This window comes from Pantoea sp. GL120224-02 (genome assembly GCF_900215395.1).
Classification (GTDB): domain Bacteria; phylum Pseudomonadota; class Gammaproteobacteria; order Enterobacterales; family Enterobacteriaceae; genus Pantoea; species Pantoea communis.
Window position 1 is genome coordinate 70,418 of record NZ_OBEC01000006.1, and the last position, 23,870, is coordinate 94,287.

At 55.6% G+C, this 23,870-nt stretch carries 23 protein-coding genes and 1 tRNA gene; 10 read left to right on the plus strand and 14 right to left on the minus strand.

Features of this window, described 5'->3' with window-relative positions; genetic code table 11:
- The first annotated feature begins 101 nt into the window (after positions 1 to 101).
- Positions 102 to 1,553: an aminotransferase-like domain-containing protein gene (locus tag CRO33_RS13280; RefSeq protein WP_058961173.1), complete on the plus strand. Its 1,452-nt coding sequence runs from the start codon at positions 102 to 104 to the stop codon at positions 1,551 to 1,553.
- A 408-nt stretch (positions 1,554 to 1,961) separates the two neighbouring features.
- Here CRO33_RS13280 and CRO33_RS13290 read toward each other — a convergent pair whose 3' ends face one another.
- The 9 genes from CRO33_RS13290 to CRO33_RS13330 all read right to left on the minus strand — a co-directional run bounded on the left by CRO33_RS13290 (position 1,962) and on the right by CRO33_RS13330 (position 11,185).
- Positions 1,962 to 3,203 (minus strand): valine--pyruvate transaminase, encoded by a 1,242-nt coding sequence (locus CRO33_RS13290; protein WP_097118439.1) that lies wholly within the window; start codon positions 3,201 to 3,203, stop codon positions 1,962 to 1,964.
- Between the two features lie 82 nt (positions 3,204 to 3,285).
- Positions 3,286 to 4,260 (minus strand): glyoxylate/hydroxypyruvate reductase GhrB, encoded by a 975-nt coding sequence (gene ghrB, locus CRO33_RS13295; protein WP_097118440.1) that lies wholly within the window; start codon positions 4,258 to 4,260, stop codon positions 3,286 to 3,288.
- A gap of 66 nt (positions 4,261 to 4,326) precedes the next feature.
- A complete protein-coding gene (locus CRO33_RS13300) occupies positions 4,327 to 5,607 on the minus strand; it encodes an MFS transporter (protein WP_097118441.1) in 1,281 nt (426 codons plus the stop codon).
- 140 nt (positions 5,608 to 5,747) lie between these two features.
- Entirely contained in the window at positions 5,748 to 6,689 is a 942-nt protein-coding gene (locus CRO33_RS13305) for a sugar kinase (protein ID WP_034829978.1), read from the minus strand.
- Positions 6,690 to 6,696: 7 nt separating this feature from the next.
- Complete coding sequence (locus tag CRO33_RS13310) at positions 6,697 to 7,446, minus strand: sugar phosphate isomerase/epimerase family protein (protein WP_097118442.1); 750 nt, start codon at positions 7,444 to 7,446, stop codon at positions 6,697 to 6,699.
- 155 nt (positions 7,447 to 7,601) lie between these two features.
- Complete coding sequence (locus CRO33_RS13315) at positions 7,602 to 8,627, minus strand: LacI family DNA-binding transcriptional regulator (protein WP_097118443.1); 1,026 nt, start codon at positions 8,625 to 8,627, stop codon at positions 7,602 to 7,604.
- Positions 8,628 to 8,685: 58 nt separating this feature from the next.
- Positions 8,686 to 9,690, minus strand: a complete 1,005-nt coding sequence (locus CRO33_RS13320) for a LacI family DNA-binding transcriptional regulator (RefSeq protein WP_097118444.1) — start codon at positions 9,688 to 9,690, stop codon at positions 8,686 to 8,688.
- Between the two features lie 161 nt (positions 9,691 to 9,851).
- Positions 9,852 to 10,514, minus strand: coding sequence for an OmpA family lipoprotein (locus tag CRO33_RS13325; protein ID WP_045815063.1), 663 nt, complete (start codon positions 10,512 to 10,514; stop codon positions 9,852 to 9,854).
- 110 nt (positions 10,515 to 10,624) lie between these two features.
- On the minus strand, positions 10,625 to 11,185 hold the full coding sequence (locus CRO33_RS13330; protein WP_097118445.1) for a DNA-3-methyladenine glycosylase I: 561 nt from the start codon (positions 11,183 to 11,185) through the stop codon (positions 10,625 to 10,627).
- 142 nt (positions 11,186 to 11,327) lie between these two features.
- Here CRO33_RS13330 and CRO33_RS13335 point away from each other — a divergent pair, with 142 nt between their 5' ends.
- From CRO33_RS13335 to CRO33_RS13350, 4 genes are all read left to right on the plus strand, one after another.
- A complete protein-coding gene (locus CRO33_RS13335; RefSeq protein WP_097118446.1) occupies positions 11,328 to 12,020 on the plus strand; it encodes an autotransporter domain-containing protein in 693 nt (230 codons plus the stop codon).
- 92 nt (positions 12,021 to 12,112) lie between these two features.
- A complete protein-coding gene (gene dnaT, locus CRO33_RS13340; RefSeq protein ID WP_097118447.1) occupies positions 12,113 to 12,649 on the plus strand; it encodes a primosomal protein DnaT in 537 nt (178 codons plus the stop codon).
- The gene (dnaC, locus tag CRO33_RS13345) at positions 12,649 to 13,389 is read left to right on the plus strand and encodes a DNA replication protein DnaC (protein ID WP_097118448.1); all 741 of its coding nucleotides are present in this window, start codon (positions 12,649 to 12,651) and stop codon (positions 13,387 to 13,389) included. Before dnaT ends, dnaC begins: the two co-directional genes overlap by 1 nt.
- Positions 13,390 to 13,405: 16 nt before the next feature.
- A complete protein-coding gene (locus tag CRO33_RS13350; protein WP_058961153.1) occupies positions 13,406 to 14,539 on the plus strand; it encodes an ROK family protein in 1,134 nt (377 codons plus the stop codon).
- A gap of 15 nt (positions 14,540 to 14,554) precedes the next feature.
- Here the strand turns inward: CRO33_RS13350 and CRO33_RS13355 are convergent, their stop codons facing one another.
- Positions 14,555 to 16,018 (minus strand): sugar porter family MFS transporter, encoded by a 1,464-nt coding sequence (locus CRO33_RS13355; RefSeq protein ID WP_097118449.1) that lies wholly within the window; start codon positions 16,016 to 16,018, stop codon positions 14,555 to 14,557.
- Between the two features lie 403 nt (positions 16,019 to 16,421).
- Here CRO33_RS13355 and CRO33_RS13360 point away from each other — a divergent pair, with 403 nt between their 5' ends.
- The gene (locus CRO33_RS13360) at positions 16,422 to 17,414 is read left to right on the plus strand and encodes a LacI family DNA-binding transcriptional regulator (RefSeq protein WP_034829964.1); all 993 of its coding nucleotides are present in this window, start codon (positions 16,422 to 16,424) and stop codon (positions 17,412 to 17,414) included.
- Positions 17,415 to 17,481: 67 nt separating this feature from the next.
- The gene (locus tag CRO33_RS13365; RefSeq protein ID WP_034829963.1) at positions 17,482 to 17,946 is read left to right on the plus strand and encodes an Rrf2 family transcriptional regulator; all 465 of its coding nucleotides are present in this window, start codon (positions 17,482 to 17,484) and stop codon (positions 17,944 to 17,946) included.
- A 2-nt stretch (positions 17,947 to 17,948) separates the two neighbouring features.
- Here the strand turns inward: CRO33_RS13365 and CRO33_RS13370 are convergent, their stop codons facing one another.
- Positions 17,949 to 18,326, minus strand: coding sequence for a DUF1360 domain-containing protein (locus CRO33_RS13370; RefSeq protein WP_176505772.1), 378 nt, complete (start codon positions 18,324 to 18,326; stop codon positions 17,949 to 17,951).
- A 192-nt stretch (positions 18,327 to 18,518) separates the two neighbouring features.
- On the opposite strand from CRO33_RS13370, the gene CRO33_RS13375 reads away from it, so the two are divergent.
- Positions 18,519 to 18,917, plus strand: a complete 399-nt coding sequence (locus tag CRO33_RS13375; RefSeq protein ID WP_097118450.1) for a helix-turn-helix domain-containing protein — start codon at positions 18,519 to 18,521, stop codon at positions 18,915 to 18,917.
- On the opposite strand, the gene CRO33_RS13380 is transcribed toward CRO33_RS13375, so the two are convergent.
- Positions 18,871 to 19,722: a helix-turn-helix domain-containing protein gene (locus CRO33_RS13380; protein ID WP_097118539.1), complete on the minus strand. Its 852-nt coding sequence runs from the start codon at positions 19,720 to 19,722 to the stop codon at positions 18,871 to 18,873. The two genes, CRO33_RS13375 and CRO33_RS13380, sit on opposite strands and share 47 nt — an antisense overlap.
- Positions 19,723 to 19,985: 263 nt before the next feature.
- Positions 19,986 to 20,080: transfer RNA gene (locus tag CRO33_RS13385), tRNA-Sec, on the minus strand.
- 167 nt (positions 20,081 to 20,247) lie between these two features.
- Here CRO33_RS13385 and xylB point away from each other — a divergent pair.
- Both xylB and CRO33_RS13395 read left to right on the plus strand, forming a co-directional pair.
- Positions 20,248 to 21,690 (plus strand): xylulokinase, encoded by a 1,443-nt coding sequence (xylB, locus tag CRO33_RS13390; protein ID WP_097118540.1) that lies wholly within the window; start codon positions 20,248 to 20,250, stop codon positions 21,688 to 21,690.
- Positions 21,691 to 21,917: 227 nt separating this feature from the next.
- Complete coding sequence (locus tag CRO33_RS13395; protein WP_097118451.1) at positions 21,918 to 22,850, plus strand: GlxA family transcriptional regulator; 933 nt, start codon at positions 21,918 to 21,920, stop codon at positions 22,848 to 22,850.
- Here CRO33_RS13395 and CRO33_RS13400 read toward each other — a convergent pair.
- Positions 22,835 to 23,830 (minus strand): acyltransferase, encoded by a 996-nt coding sequence (locus CRO33_RS13400; protein ID WP_097118452.1) that lies wholly within the window; start codon positions 23,828 to 23,830, stop codon positions 22,835 to 22,837. The two genes, CRO33_RS13395 and CRO33_RS13400, sit on opposite strands and share 16 nt — an antisense overlap.
- Positions 23,831 to 23,870 lie beyond the last annotated feature (40 nt).

A 23,870-nucleotide genomic window follows, 5' to 3' on the forward strand; every position in this document is an offset into this window, starting at 1 on the left:
ACGGAATGAATGTCTGAGGCTGAATTAACAGATGCAGCCTAAAGTACTTTGAATGTAATCTGATGGATACGCACAGATCAGCACGATATAGGGTGGAACAGATGGCGGATGGAACGGGTGAACAGGAGAGCCAGAGTAGTCGTTACCGTCAGATTGCAGAGCAGATAAAACAAGCCATTCACAGCGGATCGCTGCCGCCTGATAGCCGTTTACCGTCGGTGCGCACGCTGGCGACGCAGTACAGCGTCAGCATGACCACTGCGCTGAAAACATTACGCACGCTGGAGGATGAGCACTATGCCGTTGCGCGTCCTAAGTCCGGCTTTTTTGTGGCGCCCCGTCAGGTTCCCAGGGGGTTACCCGCTGCCATCCACAGCGAACAGCCGCGTGAAGTCGCCCCGCTGGATGAACAAACCGAGCTGCATCTGGCCATGCTGGGCTCCGATTGTCGTGTGCGGCTGGATCTGGCCAATGGCGATATCTCGCTCTATCCGGTCAAGAAAATTGGATTGCTGATGCGCCAGATGGGCTACAGCAAACCGGCACTGCTCGGCAACACGGTGAAGGGCACCGGCTATGCGCCGCTGAAAGCCGAGATTGCACGCCGCGCGGTGGATTATGGCTGCAATATCAGCGCTGATGACATCCTGATCACCAACGGTTGTATCGAAGCTATCTCACTGGCTTTGCGCGCCACCACCCGCCCCGGCGATATCGTGGCAGTGGAATCGCCGTGCTACTTCGTGCTGTTGCAGATGCTGCATAATCTCAATCTGCGCGTGATTGAAGTGGAAGCCGGGCCGGAAGGTTATGTTAACGTCAGTAAACTTACCGCGCTGTTTCAGCGTAAAGCGGTGCAGGCCTATCTCACCATCAACAACATCAATAATCCGCTGGGGAAAAGCATTCCCAACGAGCAGAAAGCCTATATTGCGCGTCAGGCCGATGAGAATGATGTGGTGATTATTGAGGATGATATTTTCGGTGATACGGCGTTTGGCAATCGCCGTCCGTTCCCGATGCGCGCCTTTAGCCCGAATGCCATTCTTTGCAGCGGCTTCTCGAAAACGGTGGCGCCCGGTATCCGCATTGGCTGGGTGCACAGCAGTAATTACATGCGCAAAATCGCCTCGCTGAAATACACCACCAGCATGGGCACCTCGGTGTTGTCACAGGCAGCGATTGCTGAACTGCTGCGCAGCGGCGGCTACGATGCGCATCTGCGCAAATTGCGTCGTGAGTTGAAGAATCAAATCCACCATATGCGCCAGGCGGTGTTGCGTTATTTCCCTGCGGGCACGCGTGTATCGGATCCTGAAGGCGGCTATGTGTTGTGGGTGGAAATGCCCATTCAGTCGTTAAACGTGCGCGCGCTGTTTCTTAAAGCGCGTAACGCGGGCATCGGTATCGCGCCGGGACATATCTTCGCCACCGATCACCGTTACGATCACTGTTTCCGACTGAACGCCGGTTTTGGCTGGAATGCGGAAGTGGAGGAGGCAATCAAGCAGCTGGCGCAATGGTGCCAGCTATCGCTGGTGGCGGATAAATAGAGATTATTTGGAAGTAGTTCACAAATTTAAATAAACATTGGCTGCTGTGTTTATTATTCACTACCAGTTAATGGAATCACTAATTTATTCTTGTTTCACATGGTTTATATTCCAGGCCAACGTGTAGATGACAAGGATTAGTGATGAAAATTTTGGGGTGGGATTATCCTAAGCGTAAACTCATTAAAGATATACTTTGGTGCATTACTTTTGTTCTGCTATCAAGTGAATCTTTACCATTTAGCCCAATCCACATACCAGGATTTCTCGGGACTGTAATTTGGATATTTATGGTAATGGGAATTTACACCTTTTATTCAAGCCTGTTCCGCTTTTACGACTGGTACAATAATAATTAATCAATAAACGCCTCTCGATCTTATTCGAGAGGCGTATTAAGAGATCGGTTTAGCCAATCTTCTCCAGCTCTTCCGCCAGAATCTGCACCGCGCGTTCAATCTTCTCCGCATCCGGTACATAGTTCATGCGCATACATTGATGTGTATGCGGCCATTCCTGTTCCAGACCAGGGAAGAAGAAGTGGCCCGGCACCATCAGCACGCCGCGCGCTTTCAGGCGCTGATACAAGGCTTCGGTGCTGATCGGCAGATCGCGGAACCACAGCCAGAGGAAAATTGCCCCTTCGGGTTTGTGGATCAGGCAGCGATCTTCCGGCAGATAGCGGCGCAGAATGGCAATCGTCTCGCTCACCTTGTCCTGATAGAACGGCTTGATCACCTCTTCCGACAGACGCAGCAAATCGCCACGCACGATCATCTCAGTCGCAATCGCCGGGCCGATACTGCCTGGCGCTAAGCTGATAATCCCATTCATGTTACCAATCGCGCTAATCGTGCTCTCATCGGCGACGATAATGCCGCAACGTGCACCCGGCAGGCCGAGTTTCGACAGGCTCATGCACAGAATGGTATTTGGGTTCCACAGCGGACGGGCTTCGCTGAAGATAATGCCGGGGAAGGGCACACCGTAGGCGTTATCGATCAGTAATGGCACGCCGTGCTGCTGTGCCAGCGCATCCAGCTGCATCAGCTCGTCATCGGTGATCACGTTACCGGTCGGGTTGGTTGGGCGCGACACGCAGATCAGGCCCACGTCCTCATTCAGCGGCAGGTGGTCGAAATCGACGTGATACTTGAACTGACCTTCTGGCAGCAGCTCAATGTTCGGCCTGGCGGAAACAAACAGATCTTCTTCCAGTCCGGCATCGGCGTAACCGAGATACTCCGGTGCCAGCGGGAACAGCACGCGTTTTTTACTGCCGTCGGCGCGACGACCCGCGAACAGGTTAAACAGATAGAAGAACGCGCTCTGGCTGCCGTTGGTCAGCGCAATATTTTGTGCGGTAATCGGCCAGCCCAGCTCTTCACGCAGCATGTTCGCCAGCGCATCCAGCAGCAGCGTTTTACCACGCGGACCGTCGTAATTGCACAGCGCTTCGCTCAGTTTTCCGTCCTGATGCATCTGCAGCAGCAGCTGGTTGAAGTAGTCATTAATGGCCGGGATCTGCGCCGGGTTGCCGCCGCCAAGCATAATGGTGCCGGGCGTGCGCAGGCCTTCACCCATGTCTTCCATCAGACGTGAGATGCCGGAATGTTGAGTAAATTTGTCGCCGAACTGAGAAAAGGACATAGGAAGTTAAAACATTGTAATCGGGAATGGGCAACCACCATAGCGCCCGCCACGGGCAGGCGCAATGGCTAAAGCAGCAAGCTTAGGCCTGGATTTGCGGGTTAACGCAGTTTTTCTCGACTTTGCCGCTCAGCGCAGCAATCAGGTTATCCACCGCATCACGTGCCATACCGTAACGCGTTTCATGGGTAGCTGAGCCGATGTGCGGCAGCGCTACCACGTTCGGCAACTTAAGGATATCCGCATCGGCAGGCACCGGCTCCACTTCAAACACATCCAGACCGGCTGCGTGAATCGTGCCGTCCTTCAATGCCGCCGTCAGCGCTTGCTCATCAACCACCGGGCCGCGACCTGCATTTATCAGGATGGCGCTGGGTTTCATCATCTTGAGCTGTGCAGCGCCAATCATATGATGTGTCTGCTCAGTCAATGGCAGGCTGATACAGACAAAATCACTCTCTTTCAGCAGCGTTTCAAGATCACAGGCACGTGCACCGAAGCGGGTTTCCGCCTCTTCATGCTGACGGCGTGCGTTATAGAGAATGTTCATGCCAAAGCCGAAGTGCGCACGCTGCGCCAGCGCCAGGCCGATACGGCCCATGCCAAGAATCCCCAAGGTTTTGTGATGCACGTCGATGCCGAAATGTTCTGGTCCGATGCTTTTCTTCCATTCACCGGCCTTAACCCATTGATCCAACTCGGTGACGCGACGGGCGGTGCTCAGCACCAGCGCCATCATGGTATCGGCCACGGTTTCGGTCAAAACGGTTGGCGTGTGCATCAGCAGTACATTGCGCTGATTTAAGGCTTCGACATCAAAGTTGTCGTAACCCACAGACACGGTAGAACAAGCGCGTAAGGCGGGCATCTTCGCCAGCAGATCACCATTTACTTTACCGCCTGAGCCGAGCAAACCCTCGGCTTGCGCAAACTGTGCGGCATGCTGTTGCACGGTTTCGGGGGAGACGTCATGCACTTCGGTGACGGTAAAATGGGCATCCAGTTTAGCGCGCAGATCGTCTGGCAGGCTCTTATAAAGAATCACAGCAGGTTTCATCATTTGCTCCCTGTAGAACGTGTGACGGGCGACCTGAGCCGCCCGGAAAAGTCATTTCTTACGCTTTCAGGCGTGCTTCGCCCCATGAATCGGTGCTGTCTTGTTCTCCGCGGGCTTGACGATTAACGTCAGCCACACCGAGACCAGCAGCGCGGCACCCATAAAGATATAAGAGGCAGCAGGACTGCCGGTTGCGCCATTAAGATAGCCTACAATCCACGATCCGATGAAGGAGCCGAGTGCGCCCATGCTGTTAATCAGCGCCATGGCACCGCCAGCAACGTTGCGTGGCAGCATCTCAGTAATCAGGGCAAAGAACGGGCCGTAAGGGGCATACATCGCGCCTCCGGCAATCACCAGCAGCGCATACGACAGCCAGAAGTGGCTGGAACCGACCAGATAGGAGCCAAGGAACGCCAGCGCCCCAATCAGCAGCAGCGGCCAGACAAACAGCTTACGGTTTTGCTTTTTGTCAGACGCCCATGACACCACGACCATCGCAATGGTCGCCACCAGATAAGGCACTGCTGAAAGCCAACCCGCCTCGACCATACCCATCTGTGTGCCGTTACGCAGAATCGAAGGCAGCCACAGTACGAAACCGTACACGCCAATGCTCCAGGCAAAATATTGCATGCACAGAATGATCACGTTGCGATTGCGGAAGGCCTCACCGTAGTTGCGTACCGCTTTGATACCTTCCTGCTCTTTCTGCAACTGCGCCTGCAGGGCGGATTTCTCTTCATCGCTCATCCATTTGGCCTGAGCCGGCTTATCCTGCACCAGGAACCACCAGGCTACGGCCCAGATCACCGCCGGAATCCCTTCGATGATAAACATTTCACGCCAGCCGAAAGCATTAATCAGATAGCCGGACACCACCGACATCCACAGCACCGTGACCGGATTGCCGAGGATCAGGAAAGTATTGGCGCGCGAACGTTCCGACTTAGTGAACCAGTTACTGATGTAAATCAGCATCGCCGGCATCACCGCCGCTTCCACCACGCCGAGCACGAAACGAATCGCTGCCAGCATCGGAATGTTGCTTACCACGCCGGTTAATGAGGCACAGCCGCCCCACAGAATCAGGCACCAGAAAATCAGCTTCTTCACGCTGCGGCGTTCGGCATACACCGCGCCGGGGATCTGGAAGAAGAAATAGCCAAGGAAGAACAGGGCACCCAACAGCGATGACATGCCTTTGGTGATGCCGAGATCGTCATTAATCCCTGCGGCAGAGGCGAAGCTAAAGTTCGCCCGGTCCAGATACGCCAGACTGTAGGTGATAAACACGATGGGCATGATAAACCACCAGCGTTTTGGCGCGATTGTCTGCGATTTCATGGGTGACTCCTCTGTTTTGAGGCGGGCACATTCAATGGATGCGCCTCGAAATAATCGGGTTGTGTAGAGACAGACGGATTAACCAGGTACACCTGAATGCGTACCCTCCTGCAGGGTCACCGATTAAGGCAACCGCTTAATTAAAAATCGCCCAGCGCCGCGCGCGTCGGCAGGCCTTCACTGTCGCCGGCGACCTGAATCGCCAGCGAACCAATCTTGTTACCGCGCAGAATCGCCTGTGGCAGCGATTTGCCCTCCAGCAGTGCGCTGATCAGGCCCACGGCAAAACCATCGCCCGCGCCGACGGTATCCACCACGTTATCGACGAGAATCGGTGCGACATTGCCCTTTTCACCATCGGCGGTTTTATACCAGGCGCCGTCGCAGCCGGTTTTGATCACCACAGCCCGTACACCTTTATCCAGATAGAAATCGGCGATGGCTTCTGGCTGACGATAGCCGGTCAGAATGAACCCTTCTTTCTCACCCGGCAGCACCCAGTCTGCGTACTCTGCCAGCAGATTCAGCTGCTTACGCATTTCCTCCTCGCTGCGCCATAACACCGGGCGCAAATTCGGATCGAAGGAGATGGTTTTGCCGCGCGAACGCATCTCTTTGGCCGCATGTTTGGTCAACTCAAGCGAGCTGTCAGAGATCGCCGCCGCCACACCGCTCAGGTGCAGGTGACGCGCGCCGCCAAAATAATCCGCATTAAAATCGTCAGGTGACAGATGGCTGGCGGCGGAGCCGGCGCGGAAATATTCCACTTCAGGATCGGAACCGTCATCGACGCGCGACTTGAGCTGAAAACCGGTGCGATAGCGGGTATCGGTGGTCACACAGTGATGATCGACCTTCTCTTTCGCCAGCTGCTGCAGCGTAAAACGGCCGAAACTGTCATCGCCGACGCGGCTGACCCAGCCGACCTGTAAACCAAGGCGCGCCAGGCCGATGGCTACATTCAGTTCGGCACCGGCAATACGTTTGACGAAGCCCTCTGCGGCGGCGAGATCCCCGCTTTGCTGAGCGATAAACATCGCCATCGCTTCGCCAATCGTGACCACATCCAGTTGCTTCATCATCGACTCCTTACAGCGCACGCAGCAATTCAACGTAATGGCGTGTCACGGCCAGCAGATCTTCGCCTTCGAGTGGGAACTCGATGCCGCGCGGCGCATCAGCAGGCAGTGCGTTAAGCAATGTGCGCCAGCTGCCGTCGGTTTCGTCCAGCGCCACCGCACGGAAGCTCTCGCCATGTGGCACCGCGGCTTTCACGTGAATGTAGCTGACGTAACGGCTGAGCTGCGCTGCGGCCTGCAAAGCGTCTTCGCCGGTCCACTGCCAGTTGCCCATGTCGAAGGTCATATCCAGCGGCAGGGCGGCATCGCAGGCACGATGGAAGAAGGTCTGCATCGGGGCCAGTTTGCTGTCTGGCGTTTGATCGTTTTCCACCACCACGGTTACTGGCGATGCTGCCAGTACCTCAACCAGCGCAGCGTCGGAGAGATCGACAAAATGGCCGAGGGCGATTTTCAAACGCTTAGCGCCAATCTGTTCGGCTTCCAGCAGGAACTGCCCCAGACGAGGGTTGAGCGAGCCATCTTCCAGCCACAACGCTTCCGGCACCGAGTAGCTGGCACTCAGCTGTTGTTGAGCAATTGCCTCGTTGAGCGAGTGCAATCTCAGCAGATCGTCTTCGCTGAAAAGCTCACGACGGATTTCTACGCCATCCGCGCCAGCGGCTTTGATCAGCGGCAGCAGGGCGGTTTGACCACCCAATTCAGCGACTTTGTGCGTGCCGTAGGCGGCGGTGACCACGATGATTTCCGGATGTGCCATGTTGCCTCTCCATTGAACTCGGAAGGATGCGGTCTGAGCCGCCCGTTGTTTTAAATCGATGTCTTAAAAAAAACCTAAATGGAACCGGTTCCAAATGAAAGAAAGAGAGTGTGGAATTATGATCCTGCTCACGAAGTGAGCCGGAGAAAGGGGGATTAACGCAGCGGCTGGCTGGAGCCGCGCACAATGAGCTCACCGGGGAAAACCTGCTCATTGATCGGCTGCTCATTACCGTCAATGCGTGAGATCACCTGTTCCAGCGCCGCATAGCCAATTTGCCAGGTGGGCTGTTTCAGGGTGGTGATGCCCACGCCCGCCAGTGCGGCCCACTCCAGCTCATCAAAACCAAGCAGGCCAATGGTTTCACCCCAGCGCTGTTCGAGCCGCTGCAAGGCGCGCGCCACCTGCAAGGTCAGGGCTCCGTTGGCGGCCATCACCGCGCAGCGTTTGTCACTGTGGCGTTGCTGGAATGTCCGCAGCACCTGCTCCAACTGTTCTGGCTGATGCAGGGGGACTTCGGCGTTTTCCGCCATCACGCCGGCGTGGGCTTTACAGGTGTCATAGAACGCGCCGAGTCGTTCACGGCGGGTGTTAACGCTACCCAAGGGTTCGCTGAGGAACAGCAGGGCATCGTAACCGTTGTCCAGCAGATGCTGGGTGGCAATTTGCGCGGCTTCGGGGTTATTCAGGCCAACCACATCACAGGCGAAGTCAGGAATTTTACGGTCAATCAGCACCATCGGCAGCATCGACTGCTGCAGGCGCTTCAGCACCTCTTCGTGCATCCCGACCGCGTTCACCACGATGCCCTCAACCTGATAGCTGCTCAGCAGTTGCAGATAATACTGCTCGCGATCGACTTCGTTGTTGGTGTTACACATCAGCAGCGTAAAGCCCTGCGCACGGCAGGCCGCTTCGATACCGCTCAGCACATCCACGGAATAGGGATTGGTAATATCCGCGATAATCAGGCCAATCAGCCGCGTGCGGCCACGCTTCAGGCCGCGTGCCATCTGGCTGGGACGATAATCGAGGTCGGCAATCGCCTGTTCAATACGGGCTTTGAGATCGGGCGAGAGCAGATTCACTTCGCCATTAAGATAGCGGGAAACGCTGGTTTTACCGGTTTTTGCCGTGCGGGCAACGTCACTGATTGTGGCTCGTGGCGGCCTGGTCTTCATCGCGTACACCTGAATAATAAAATCAGGCGAAGACTATCACAGCGCGGCGCGCACGCAATCATTGTGCATCAGAAGTGAGGCGCAACATCGGTTGCCACAGCGTCTGGAGCTCCTCAAGCGGTGCACCTTCCAGCAGTTGCAGCACCATTTCGGCCACGCGTTCGCCAATGCGCTGCTGCGATAGCTGCAAAATCGCGTTCACCGGATGATCGATAATGGAGTCATGCGGCAAGCCATCGTAGACATAGAGGGGGATCGCCCGCGCGCCGCTTAAACGGTCGGCCTGCTGCAACGCGATGGCCGCGCCTTCACCCAGCGGCGCACAATCCGTGATGATGGCTTGAGGCGCGATATCCTGCGCCAGCCAGCGCTGTGTTTGCTGGTAACCGGCACGACGTGTTACCGGCAGCGCGGCCAGCATCGTTGGCGCGATAGGTGGTTGATGCTGTGTGAGGGCATCGATAAAGCCGTGGCGACGATCGAGGATATACGTGCAGGGCTCGCTGCCGCCAAGATAGGCAAGCCTTGTCAGCCCTTGTTGCAGGCAGTGTTCAGCGGCCAGCAAGGTGCCTGCATGATTATCGTAATCAAACCAGGCATAAGGTTGCGGCAGCTGGCTGCGGCCCAGCGTGAGAAAGCGATAGCCTTTCTGCTGCAAACGCTGCAGACGGATATCATGCGGTTGGGTATGGGTGAGAATCAGCGCATCCAGCGCGCCACTGCGCAGCAAGCGCATCAGCGTGCGGTGCTTATCCTGCGGTTTATCCGGCAGGATCATCAGATCAATGTCATGCTGAGCAAGGCGTTGATCCAGCGTCAACAGCATTTCACTGTAATAACTGTCATTCAAAGAGGCGGTGCTGACCGGGAAAACCAGCCCGACGGCATTGGCGCGCCCGGTCTTCAGACGGCGCGCGGCATCATTCGGACGATAGCCGCGTGAAGTGGCTTCTTCTTCAATACGTTTACGCGTGGCGGCCGCAACATCGTCATAGCCATTTAGCGCACGACTCACGGTGGTAACAGAGAGGCCGAGGGCAGCGGCAATGGCTTTGAGCGACATGATGACGTTTTCCACCGATCAAATTTTGATCACGCTAGCATAAAGTATTTCACGGCTCTATTGGTTGACGATTATAGAGCGTTATCTGATACAAAAAGCGTCAATTGCGGTGTAAAAACGTGCGGAAAAGCCGATCTGCAGAAACAGATCGGCGAGCGGGATTAACCCAGTGGACTCAGCGTGATCTCGACGCGGCGGTTTTGTGCTTTACCCGCTTCGGTGCTATTGCTGGCCACCGGATTATCCGGGCCCATGCCCTGCGTGCGCAGACGGTTCTGGGCTACGCCTTGCAGAATCAGGCCGCTGGCCACGCTATCCGCACGCTGTTGCGACAGGCGCATATTCAGCGCGCGCGTACCGGTGCTGTCGGTGAAGCCCACCACATTGACGGCGGTTTTAGGATACTCTTTCAGCACCATCGCGACACCTGTTAAGGTGTTAGCACCTGCGGGTTTCAGGTTGCTGCTGTTAGAGTCAAAGGTGACGTTATTCGGCATATTCAGCACGATGTTATCGCCCTGACGCGTCACGCTGACGCCAGTACCGCGCATTTTATCGCGCAGCTTCGCTTCCTGCACATCCATGTAATAGCCGACGCCACCGCCCAGCGCCGCACCGGATGCGGCACCAATCAGCGCGCCTTTGCCGCGATCTTTCTTCGACGATGACAACACGCCAACGCCTGCACCCAGCACGGCACCTAAGCCCGCGCCGATGCCGGATTTCCCGGCCTGCGATTCGCCGGTATAAGGATTGGTGGTACAACCGGACAGCACAACGCTGCCGCTGAGTAACAAGGCCAGCGTCAAACTACGCTTTTTCATTGAAAATCCCTCACAAAGTCACACGGGGAAAATGCCCCAAAACGGCACTATTATGCCGTTCAATAATGGGGAAATGCGTGAGGGTCAGTCTTAAAGTGTAAAGTTTTGCGTTAAAGATTATCAGGATGGCAGAAACAGCTGGTTTGATGATCGTTAATCAGCCCACACGCCTGTATAAATGAATGGCAGGTTGTGGGACCGACGAGTTTAAAACCACGCTTCTTTAACGCCTTAGAGAGCGCAATGGCAGGCTCGGAGGTGGTGGGCGCCAGCTTGTAATCGGCGAAACGGTGCAAAATCGGCTGATTATCGACGAATGACCAGATAAAGCGTGAAAAGTCTTCGCCTTCCGCTTCCAGCGCCAGCATGGCTTTGGCGTTATTGATGATCGCCTCCAGCTTGCCGCGATGACGAATTAATCCGCTGTCTTGCAGCAAGCGCAGCATGTCTGCCTCATCCATCAACGCCACGGCCTGAGGATCAAATTCGTGGAACGCGCGACGATAGTTCTCACGTTTCTTGAGCACGGTGATCCACGACAAACCCGCCTGTTGTCCCTCAAGGCAGATCATTTCAAATAAGGCCCGCTTATCAGTTTGCGGCACGCCCCACTCATTATCGTGGTACGCCAGATAGAGTGGATCCTGTGTTACCCAGCCACAACGTTGCATATTACTCTCCCTAAGCATGAGGAAAATACAGTTAATCCCTTGACGTATTACAGAATCGATTAATAGTTAATCAATGGGTGCCGATAATCAATAAACCTGAATCTTAACGCCCGTATCCTTTCTGGCTCGTCAGGAGTCTTTCATGTTGCAGAAAAGTGAGTGGACAGGCCAGCACAATCTCATGCTGGCTTTAGGCAGTGTGTGGCTGTTATTTGCGGCGCTGCCGGCTTACGCATGGGATGAATCGGGCGCGGATTATGTGCCGGATTACAATGCGATACTTGCTGAAAAGATTTCCAGTCATCACCTGATGTTGACAGAAGATCGTGACACCAGCCTGATGGATGCCGCGCTTAATTCACCGGATGAGAGCGCGATGGTGCTGCACAGTGAAAAAGCCAGCGTGGGGAATGCCCCCTTTGCTAACCGCTATTCGGCAGGCTGGCAGATGCCGATGAGTGCGACGCTGCGCACCGGTCCGGTGGCGCAATTCGCGGTGGATGATTCGCGAGTGAGTTGCCCGAAGTGTGAATTTGTCGATGGCAATCACGCCGGACATATTGCCTCACTGGGCTGGCGCGCTGATTCCACCCTTGACTGGATTTCACCCTGGGCACAGGTTAGCTACAGCCATCAATTGAGTGATGAAAATGCGTCATCGCTGCGCGATCGCCCCGAGGAGATCGGCCATGAAAGCAACTGGGTGGATGTCAGCGTGGGGGCCAATGTGCCGTTTGGGCAAAATATGGCGGCTTTCGCCTCCTTCTCGCAAACCGGGGCGGTGGTCAGCGGTGAGCAGTTTATTTACAGCCTTGGCGTCAGCGCCAGCTTCTAAATCCTGCGCGATCCATCGCGTTAAAACAGGTACACTGACCACTTAGCGCTAAACCTATCGGCGCTCCGGGTTGGTCAACGTCAGGTTTCTTCATGTCAGTTAAAATCTTATCTTCAACGCTGGTGGGGCTGGATGGCTTTTGCCAGGATCCGCTTGCCGTGTTGCAGCAGGCCGATAACGGCGTACTGGCGGTGCTGCACAACAATGCGCCCGCTTTTTATGCGCTGACACCGCAGCGTCTGGCACAGTTGCTGGCGCTGGAAGCCGCAGCGCAGCAGCCAAATGATGTCACGCTGGATGACAGCCTGTTCCATACCTATGCGGCACCGATTGCCACACCGGTAGGCAAGTTTGCCATGTACGCGGGCTGGCAGCCGGATCACGATTTTCAGCGGCAGGCCGCCATCTGGGGTGTGGCGCTGAATGAACCGGTCACCGCAGCCGAACTGGCTACCTTTGTGGCTTACTGGCAGGCCGAAGGCCGACTGTTCCATCATGTGCAGTGGCAGCAGAAACTGGCGCGCAGCGTACAAATGAACCGCGCTGCTAATGGCGGTCAGCCCAAGCGCGATATCACCCAGATCAGCAATACTCAATATGATATTCCCGATGGATTCCGAGGTGAGTGATGAAAACGCCGAACGATCTTTTCAGTCGCCTGAAAAAATTTATGCCTGCGGATGTGCAGCCGAAATTTAAAAACGGTGAAGAGCTGCTGGCGTGGAATCAGGAGCAAGGCCGTCTGCGCTCTGAAGCCATCGTGCGCGAAAACCGCGCCATGAAAATGCAGCGTATCATGGGGCGTTCCGGTATCCGTGAGCTGCACATGAACTGCTCGTTTGATAACTATCGTGTCGAGAATGATGGTCAGCGCAAAGCACTCGCGCTGGCGCGGGAGTATGCCGCCGGGTTCGACAACAGCATCGCCAGCTTCGTGTTTTCTGGCCGCCCTGGCACCGGAAAAAACCATCTGGCCGCCGCCATTGGTAACGACCTCATTCTGCGTGGCAAAAGCGTATTGATTGTCACCGTGGCCGATTTGATGTCGAGCATGAAAGGTACCTTCAGCGGTGGCAGCGACATCACCGAAGAGCGCTTGCTGCAGGATCTCAGCCATGTGGATCTGCTGGTGATCGATGAGATCGGCATGCAGAGCGAATCCCGCTACGAAAAAGTGATCATCAATCAGATTGTCGATCGTCGCTCATCGTCAAAACGCCCAACCGGCATGTTGTCGAATCTGGACCCGGCGGGAATGAACAGTTTACTAGGTGAGCGCGTGATGGATCGTATGCGTCTCGGCACCAGTTTGTGGGTGCGTTTCGATTGGGAAAGCTATCGCAGCCGTGTACGCGGTGATGAGTATTGAGTCAGGTGGGCGCGCGATGAAAGCAGCCGGTAAAGGCCCCGCATTACTTCGATTAAACAACCTTAAGCGCGTGATGACGCAACTGCGTAGCACACGTATTACTTCCCGGCAGGATATCGCGCTGGCGCTGCAGTTGAGTAAAAACACCGTATCCCTGATTGTGGATGATTTGCTGGCGCAGGGCCTGATTCACGAACTCGGCCCGGTGAGCGTGGCAGCGGCTGGACGCCCAAAAATCGAAATTTCGCTACGCGCGGAAAAGCTAAAAAGCGCCGGCATCATGGTGGAGCGCAACGCCATTCACTGGCGCGTCTGTGATTATTTCTCGCAGGTGATTGCGGAACAGACCTGGCAAACGGCGACCGCCGATCCTGAGCAGCTGCTGCGTGAGCTGGAGGAAGTGTGCCAGACCTTGCACGCCGCGCATCCTGAACTGCTGGGCATCGCCGTAGGCTTTCCCGGCATTATCGATCCACAGCGCGGCAGGGTGCATTTTTCCGCCCATCTTGGCTGGCAGGATGTCGATGTTTTGACGCCGCTGGTCAGCGCCTGCCGTTTGCCGCTGCGCATTATGCATAACGTCAAAGCCGCTGCGCTGCTCTCGGTGGAGCAACTCGATCTGGATAGAGCACAAAGCCATTTTTATCTGCGTATCGGTGAAGGGGTTGGCGGTGCGCTGGTGGAACAGGGCGAAGTGTTTGTCGGCAGCAGCTGGACCGCCGGGGAGATTGGTCATTTGCAGGTGCAACCGAAAGGGCTGCGTTGTAGCTGTGGACGTTCAGGCTGCCTGGAAACGCTGATCAGTCAGCCCGCAATTCAACAGCAGTTGGGGCAGCGTAAAACAGGACTGCGCTGGCAGAATGCCGCCAGTGAACCGCAGATCGTGAGTGAAGTGATGGCGTTAACCGGTCAACATTTGGGCCACGCCCTGAGCCATGTGATGCAGCTGGTGAACCCGGCGAGCATCATTATTGATGGGCCGTGGAATACGCATCCTGCCTTTATCCAGGCGGTTGAAGAAACGGCGCAGGCCAGCACGCTGGCCTTTACCTTCTCCCACACGCAGCTGCATTTCCTGCCGCAGCGTATTGATCCTGCCAACGGTTTGGCGCTGGCGGTGATTGAGCAATATGAGCGCGCCATCTCTTAGGCGCGCTTCATCACATTAATGCCGTGGAATATCAAATGACTCGCTGGATTTGGTCGTTGAGGTGCTCTGTGGCAAATCAGCCTCAACGTTAAACTTCTCCAGCACCAGCCCATGAATTTTCTCCAGCGACACGCCCGCGGTCTCTGGCAGGTAGCGGAAGGTAAAGAAGTACATTCCCAGAGAGAAAATCGCGAACAGCAGCAGCGGGAAGCCACCGTGGAACAGATCCAGCAGCATCGGGCTGCTGTTCATGATCGGGAAAGTACTGCTGATCACAAAGTTCGCCAGCGACATGGCACAGATGGAAATCCCGACGCAGATCGAACGAATTTCGGTAGGGAAGATTTCGCCCAGCACGGTCCAGACAATCTGGCCCCAGGTCATGCCAAAGAAAATCATATAGGCAAACAGACCCACCACCGCCAGCATACCCGGCAGGTGATAATAGAACGCGATGAACGAGTAAGCGAGGCAGATGCAGGAGGTGATGGCCCCCAGCAGCAGCAGCTTACGGCGGCCAATTTTATCAATCACCATCATGCCCGCCAGCACGCCAATAAACTGACAAATCGACAGCCAGAAGGTCTGCAGCAACGCCGAATCGGTGCTGCCCGCCACGTTCTTCAGCAATGTCGGACCGAAGTACTGAATGACGTTAATGCCGCTGATCTGGTTACCGACCGCCAGACCGATACCGATGATCAACAGCGGAATGGTGGTTTTATCCAGGCGCAGGCGCGATTTATGTTGGTGAGCGGTTTTGTCTGAGAACGAGTGTTTGATTTCATTGAACACGCTCTCGGCATGCTCGCGGTTGGAAATTTTGGTCAGCGTATCCAGCGCTTCATCGTATTTGCCCTTGAGCACATTCCAGCGCGGAGATTCCGGGATAAAGGCGATGAAGAAGATGAACAGTGCACAAGGCACCAGTGCAGTAGCCAGAATATAACGCCAGCCCATGTTAATCATCACCTCGGGCAGCGTCGATTTGGTGATGAAGTAGTTGGTCAGTAACACCACCGATTGTCCACCGACACAGCATACCGCATAGAGTGCAGTGGTACGGCCGCGAAACTTCGAGGGCGACAGTTCCGCGAGGTAAATCGGCGAAATCACCGAGGCGAGGCCAATCGCCAGCCCACCAATGATGCGGAACAGCACAAACACCGTGAAGTTGTGGGCGATGGCGGTGCCGATCACCGAAACGGTGAACAGCAACGCGGTAATGGCGAGCGATTTTTTGCGTCCGAGTTTGTCGCTCAGTCGCGGGGCAATAAAGCAGCCCACTAAGCTTCCCAGCAGAATGTTGGAAACGGCCCAGCCGGTTTCTGCGGGGGTTAACTGGAAATATTCACTTAAAGGTTCGATTGCACCGGAGATAATTGAAGAGTCATAGCCCATTAGCAGTCCGCCAAATGCCGCGACGGTACAGCAGAGTATGACGTACTTCATGTTGTAGCGTTTTTGCCTGGTATCCATTGTTATAGCCCCTTGTCTCTACGGCCTGAACGTTACGTGTTCAGAAAGAGGAGTGGTGTAGGTTATCGATGTTCAGCGTTTTTCACTCAAGGTCATCGCGTTGGAATATATGTTCTAAATGATGGTTTTTGGATAATTTTCTCCAGAAAGTGTGAACGACGTTGCGAAAATTGCTGATGGCAATATTCACGGTAGGGCCATATTTGGCTGAAATGATAGGTTTTTTATCAGAGGCGAGAGGCGTGATATGACTATTCTTGTTTTTTCTTGCAACGGTGTGAAATTTTTATTCTGTAATGTGACGCTGATTTCTCTCTCTGAGGGAGGTTAAGCGTAGGTTTCATTTTTTTCCGGGCAACGGGCATAATACGTTGATTGACAGGCCATCTTTGCGGACGTCGCAATGAAAACGCAGCGCATCACTCTGGACGATATTGCTACCCTGGCGGGCGTCACCAAAATGACGGTAAGCCGTTATTTACGTACCCCGGAAAAGGTTAAAACGGAAACGGCGGAGAAAATCGCCAGCGTCATGGCTGAAATCGGCTACGTCCCCGATAGCGACAACACCACCGCAACCAAACAGAGTCAGCCGCGTATTGGCGTGCTGGTTCCTTCGTTTAACAACCAAATCTTTGCCGATCTGCTGGCGGGCATTGAGTCGGTCACCAGTGCGCACGGCTATCAGACGCTGGTGGTCAATTACGACTACAACGCCCAGCGTGAAGAGGAGCAGATCGCCACCGTGCTGGCGTTTAACATCAAAGGGCTGATCCTCACCGAATCCGTGCACACGGTGCGCGCCGAGAAATACCTCAATGCCGCCAATATTCCGGTGGCGGAAGTGATGGGGCTGACGGAAGCCAGCGGGCGGATCAACGTCGGTTTTGATAACTATCGCGCCGGTTACGATATGACATCGATGCTGCTGGCCAGCGGCAAACAGCGCGTCATCTATTTTGGTTCGATGTCCGATCGCCGCGATGAGCAGCGCTATGCGGGTTATCGTGATGCGGTAGAAGCGGCGGGCTTCCCGGCGGGAAGAATTGTGCCGAACAAGGTCTCTTCAGTATCGATTGGTACGGGCATGATGACGCTGGCACGCCAGCTCTATCCGGAAATGGACGCGATTCTCTGCACCAATGATGATTTAGCTGTCGGCGTATTGCAGGAGTGTCAGGCAGCCGGAATTGCCGTGCCGCAGACGATGGCGATTGCCGGTTTTCACGGGCTGGAGATTGGCCAGGCCACCACGCCGCGTTTAGCCAGCGTGATCACGCCACGTTTTGAGATGGGTAAAGTCGCCACCGAGATTGTGCTGAAGAAGATTAACCAGCAGCCGACTATTGAACAGGTCAATCTGCATTATCGACTCTCGATGGGAGCGACTATCTAGACGACCGGATAAATTGTTGCTATCGGGCGGCTTTGCTACAGTGTCGTGAACTTTAGAGGAATGATCCATGCCCCGCGACAACCGAATGTCCCGCTCACTGCACGCCTTAATTCATCTTGATCGGCACGTTAAACGCGCCACTTCGGAAGCGATGGCGAAGATGTTGGGCACCAATCCGGTGGTGGTACGCCGCATGATGTCTGGCCTGCGCGAAAAAGGCTATGTGGTCTCGGAGAAGGGGCACGGCGGCGGTTGGGAGCTGCGGGTGGAACTCAGCGCGATTACGCTACTGGATGTGTATCAGGCGATTGGGTCGCCAGCGCTGTTCAGTATCGGGCCTGCTGCCGATCCTTCGCCGTGTTTAGTTGAACATGCGGTCGATGAGCGTCTGGATCAGGCGCTCCATGAAGCGGAAGTGCTGCTGCTTCAACGCTTTAGCCACATCACCGTGGCTGATATTGCCGATGATTACCTCAAGAAAATGGCAAAACTGGGGCTGGAATCTGAGCCCCATCCGCTGTGCAGTGAATAACCTCAATCCTGCTTCTGCAAAGTGATCTGCGCATTGTGCTTCATCACATGCGTGGTGACTGCTGCCTGGAACACTTTGAACATCAAACCGTTGATAAAGGTGGTCAGGGTTAAGGTAATGAACGCTGTCATCACCCAATCAATGAGTGCCATATCGCTGTGCAATAGCGCAGGGCGATAAATCACCATGCCCGCGAGCACCGTCCAATGGCTCATGCAGTAAAAGCAGTGGAACAGATGGCCGAGCAGCGCGTGCTTTTTGGCGGTCCACGCGCGTAAGCCAGCAAACAACTCGGTTTGCGTGAGGGTCATCGCGATACTGGCCGCTGCCAGAGCTATCGCGACACAAGTTCCCACGTCTGAAGTCATCCAACTATTCATACATCCTCCTGTCAGGCATTTGTCATGTAACTTACAATATTACATGATAGTGTAAGCTGCAAGCGTCGGGTCAGAACGACAGCCATTAAAGTTTGGCGAGATATCGTTATTTATTGGCTTTAACGCTAAACATAGCCAGCTGAGGCTTTTTTATAATGTTGCTGACTTTTTAATCCGCCATCAGGAGGAAAGATGGATATTCAGGCAGCTTGTATGCATCAACTGATGCTCTGGATCGAAGACAATATTGAACAGCGACTGACGCTGGAGACGGTCGCGCGTCGTGCGGGCTATTCGCAGTGGCATCTGCAACGCATGTTCCGCCACCATACTGGTATCGCGCTAGGCAGCTATATTCGCGAACGTAAACTCACGGCATCGGCGATTGCGTTGATGAACGGTCATATGCCGCTGATGGAGATTGCGATTAAGTATGGCTTTGAGTCGCAGCAGACATGGTGCCGCACTTTCCGCCGCATGTACGATCTGCCGCCCGGCGCGTTTCGTCGTAAATATCATCACAGCCTGCCAGCGATCGATGGGCCTATGAGTCTTCTGATACTGCAACCGCAGACGCGTCAGGCGGCGTAAAGTATTTGCCGGGCGTGGAACCAAAGGCGCTGCGGAAGGCGCTGATGTAACTGCTCACGCTATCAAAACCGACCTGCCACGCTACCTGCTGCACACTTTTGCCGTCGGCCAGTCCTTCCAGTGATTTCAACAGTCGCGACACCTGGCGATAGCGCGAGAGGCTCATGCCCACTGCGCTGGCCCAGTGACGGCTCAGGCTACGTGGACTCAACCCCGCCCACTGTGCCAGTTCGGGGCCGGTGCGGGTATCCGCCGGATTATCCATCAACAAGCGCGCAATCTGCCGCAGGCGTGGCTCTTCGGGGAGTGGCAGCGTCAGCGCATGCTCGGTGGATTCATACAGCTCATCAAGAAACACATCGCATAATCGGTTGTAACGATCGCTGCCCCAGCTATCCGGCGACAAACTTGCCAGCCGCTCAGCCAGCGGTTCCAGCACCGAAGGGCAGGAGAGTAGCACCGGATGTTTTGGCAGCGGTGCCGTCAGCGCTTCATCCACCAACACCGTCCAGCCGAGCACGCGACCTGGCCCGATAATCGCGTGTTCGAAGTGTGGCGGAATCCACCCGACCAGGCGCGGCGGATTGGCGAAGATACCCGAGGGCGTGTTGACCGTCATCATCCCTTGCTTCAGACAGTAAAGTTGTCCGGCGGCATGTCTGTGGGTGCGGCTTTCTCGATCAAGCTGTTTCGATAATGCCGCCGCAATCACTTTAGGTGCATTGGGTTGCAGCAGTTTTTTGCGCAGCTCATCCGCACGCGGATCGCCGGAGAAGGTCAGGTTGTCGGTGGGTTGGATGAGCATGGGTGATTCCGCAATAGCCAGCGTGAAAGACATTATAGAATCATGAACAAGCTGATTTTTAAACAGAGCTCAGTTGTTCGGTTTTACCGAATAACTGCATTGTGCAGGCGAGGTAAAAAGATTGGAACAAGTGGCGGAGGATAGTGCAGAAGTAAAGTGCCAACCTTGCTCTACATCCTCAGGCTGAAATTTTCCAACTTGTAATGATGACTTACAGGTTGCCTAAGCCAATCATTTAGAAATGAGTAACAGTAAGAGGAAGGTGGCGGAAGATCACAGGAGTCGAACCTGCCCGGGACCGCTGGCGGCCCCAACCGGATTTGAAATCCGGCCGCCTCACCGGAGACGACGATCTTCCTTTGAAGATGCCGCGCAATTATAGCGACATCCCAGCGCGAAATCTTGATCTTAGCCGTGCGCTACAGCACGTTCTCACGCTCTGATATGAAGCGTCGCCGCGCAGAGGTGATTAAACTCTCCACCGAAGGCTACAGTTATGATTTCTCACTGCATCAGGAGCTGAACATGGTTATCGGGATCGATTTAGGCACCTCTGGCGTCAAAGTGGTGTTGCTGGATGCGCAAGGGCTGGTCATCGCGGTGGAGACCGCACCGTTGCAGGTGTCGCGTCCGCAGCCGTTGTGGAGTGAGCAGGATCCCGAAAGCTGGTGGAGTGCTACAGACAAGGCGATGCAGGCGCTGGCGCAGCAGCACGATCTCAGCGGCGTGAAGGCCATTGGTCTGAGCGGTCAGATGCACGGCGCCACGCTATTGGACGCTGAGCACCAGATACTGCGTCCGGCGATTCTGTGGAACGACGGGCGCAGCAGTGAGCAGTGTCGGGAACTGGAGCAGCGCGTGCCCGATTCGCGCCAGATTACCGGCAACCTGATGATGCCCGGTTTCACTGCACCCAAATTGTTATGGGTGCAGCAGCACGAACCCGGTGTGTTTAAACGAGTGGCGAAAGTCCTGCTGCCCAAAGATTACCTGCGCTGGCGGATGAGCGGTGACTTCGCCAGCGACATGTCCGATGCAGCCGGCACGATGTGGCTGGATGTGGCACAGCGTGACTGGAGTGATGCCCTGCTCAGCGCCTGCGATCTCAACCGCAGCCAGATGCCTGCGCTTTATGAAGGCGATCAGATCACTGGAACCTTATCGCCTGACGTTGCCGCACGCTGGAAGATGAACGCGGTGCCGATCGTGGCGGGCGGCGGAGATAACGCGGCGGGCGCGGTGGGTGTCGGCATGGTGGCGCCGGGTCAGGGAATGTTGTCGCTTGGCACATCAGGCGTTTACTTCCTGGTCAGCGACGGCTATCTCAGCAATCCGCAGCAAGCGGTGCACAGTTTTTGCCATGCGCTGCCCAATCGCTGGCATTTGATGTCGGTGATGCTGAGTGCCGCATCCTGCCTTGACTGGGCAGCCACCTTAACTGGCTGTAAAGACGTGCCTGAGCTGCTGGCGGAAGCGGAAAAAGCCAGCGGTGAAGCCGCACCGATTTTATTTTTGCCATATCTGTCCGGTGAGCGCACCCCGCACAACAATCCGCAGGCGCAGGGCGTATTTTTTGGTTTAACTCATCAGCATGGACGTCCTGAGCTGGCGCGCGCGGTGCTGGAAGGCGTGGGCTTTGCGCTGGCAGAAGGCATGGACGCGGTGCATGAGTGCGGGGTGCAGCCGCAAACCGTGATGCTGATCGGCGGCGGCGCGCGCAGTGCGCACTGGCGGCAAATGCTGGCGGATATCAGTGGATTAACGCTGGATTATTGCCACGGCGGTGAGGTAGGGCCAGCTCTTGGTGCTGCACGTCTGGCGCAATGGGCGATTGATCCGCAGAGCGAGTGGCCCGCGCCAGAGTTGGTGCAGCGGCATCAGCCTGATGCGTCTCATCATCAGGCTTATCAGCCGCAACGTGAGAAGTTTGCGCAGTTGTATCAGCATCTCAAACCGCTGATGTCCTGATTCGGTTAAGTGATGGCCGGATTGGGTCGTGGTTTTTATATTTATTTCGTTATGATGGGCAAATCAGGTTAGTTTCTTATGGCCTGATTTGTCCTTAGCACGCTCCCGTCAACCGGAGGGAAAGACATCCAGAGAGGCTGAGGCAGCAGCAATGTTACGTTAACCCTCGAACAGTTCTCTGCAACGCAGAGGCTGAGGGAAACACATCACCTACCCTGGAGCCTTTAATGCCGCAGCCCGTCTATTTTCTGGTTCTTCCTGGCGTGATGGCGCTCGATCTCACTGGTCCGGCGGAAACGCTGCAACTGGCGGATGGCTTTTTTGCTCTGCACTACATTGGCCCGCAAGCCAGCGTGCGCTGCTCCACCGGCATGACGATCGCGGATATTGCGCCACTTCCCGAGCAGCTACCCGATAACAGCCTGCTGGTGGTGCCCGGCGTGTATGACTCCAAAGTCTGGTTCGATACGGCACCTGCCGCCGCCGCGCGCGACTGGCTCCGCTCGCAGCAGTCCGCCATCCAGTCTAAACGCATCACATTAGTCTGCATCTGTTCCGGTGCACTGCTCTCGGCGCAGGCCGGATTGCTAAATGGTGTGCAATGCACCACTCACCACGATGTGTTACCGCGCCTGAAAGCCGCCGCACCGGAAGCGTTAGTGAAGGATAACCGCGTGTTTGTGGAAGATCATGGCATATGGACCAGCGCGGGTATCACGGCGGGCATCGATCTGGCGCTGCATTTGATCAACCGGCTTTGCGGCGCACCGCAGGCGCTGAAGGTGGCGCGGGAAATGGTGGTGTGGTTCCGGCGTTCGGGTGACGATCCCCAGCTCTCGCCGTGGCTGCGCTATCGCAATCACCTGCATCCGGCGATTCACCGGGCGCAGGACGTGATGATCGCCCATCCCGAGCATGACTGGTCACTGACCGCGCTGGCCGAGCGCGCGCATGTCAGCGAGCGTCATCTCACGCGCCTGTTCCGCCAGCATCTCGGCATCAGCGTGCGGGAATACCATGAACAGCTGCGTTTGGTGATTGCACGCCAGCGCCAGCAACAGGGCGAAGCGGCGGAGAAAGCTGCTCTGGCGGCCGGGTTCTCCTCGGCACGCCAGTTGCGTCGCGCGCATCAGCGCTGGGACGATCAGCTCACCAGATGATGTTTATCTACGCGTTTGAGCAGCATCGCTAGCAGCAAACTGCCGATCAGCGTGATGCCAAATACCCACGGCAGATCGAGCCACGGACGTGACATATCGTCGTAATGGTTGGTGCGCAGATAGTGGATAAACAGCGCGTGAAAGCCATATATCGGCAGTGAATAGCGCGAAATCGTCGCCAGTATCGGCAGTGTGCGGCTGCTCAGCACATTCTTGAACAGCACCAGCAAGCTGATGGCGGCGATAAACACCAGCGGACCGCAGTAAAGATACCAGGTGTCGTTGAATGCGCCGTTGATTTTTAGCATCTGTTTGGTGCCGAGCGTAATGCCAATCCAGCAGGCGATAAAGCCCAATCCCGCCAGCCAGCTGATGCCGCGCTTATCGGTGTCCATGCAACCAATCGCCCGCCCCAGCAGCGCGTACAGCAGGTAGTAAATGCTGTCGCCGCTGACGTAAAGATTCACCGGCAACCAATGAAACGGCCCCAGCGACTGGCTCACGGTGTTGGGATTGGCCAGCACCGCCAGCACCACGACCAGCAATGCGACGTAGCGCGGCTGCACGCTTTTCACCTGAATCAATGGCGACAGCAGGTAGATGCCGATAATGGCGAAGAAAAACCACAGGTGATAGAACACCGGTTTTTGCAGCAGTTTTAGCAGCGAACGACCTTCGCTAATCGGCGTCAGCCAGGTGATGTAGGCCAGCGCCACCGCGCTGTAGAACAATAAACACAGTACGATGCGCAGCAGATGTCGCCCTTGCGCGCTGCGTTCGCCAAAGAACAGATAGCCTGAAATCATAAAGAACAGCGGCACACAGACGCGCGACGCGGAGTTGAGCAGGTTCGCCACATCCCAGCTAATACCCGTGACGGCCATCGGGCCGGTGATATACCAGGTGGTGGTGTGAATGACGATCACCATCAGGCAGGCAACCGCACGTAAGTTGTCGATCCAGTGTATTTTTTGCGACATGGCTTCCTCGTCGGCGATACGTCCGTGCGAAGAAGGGTAG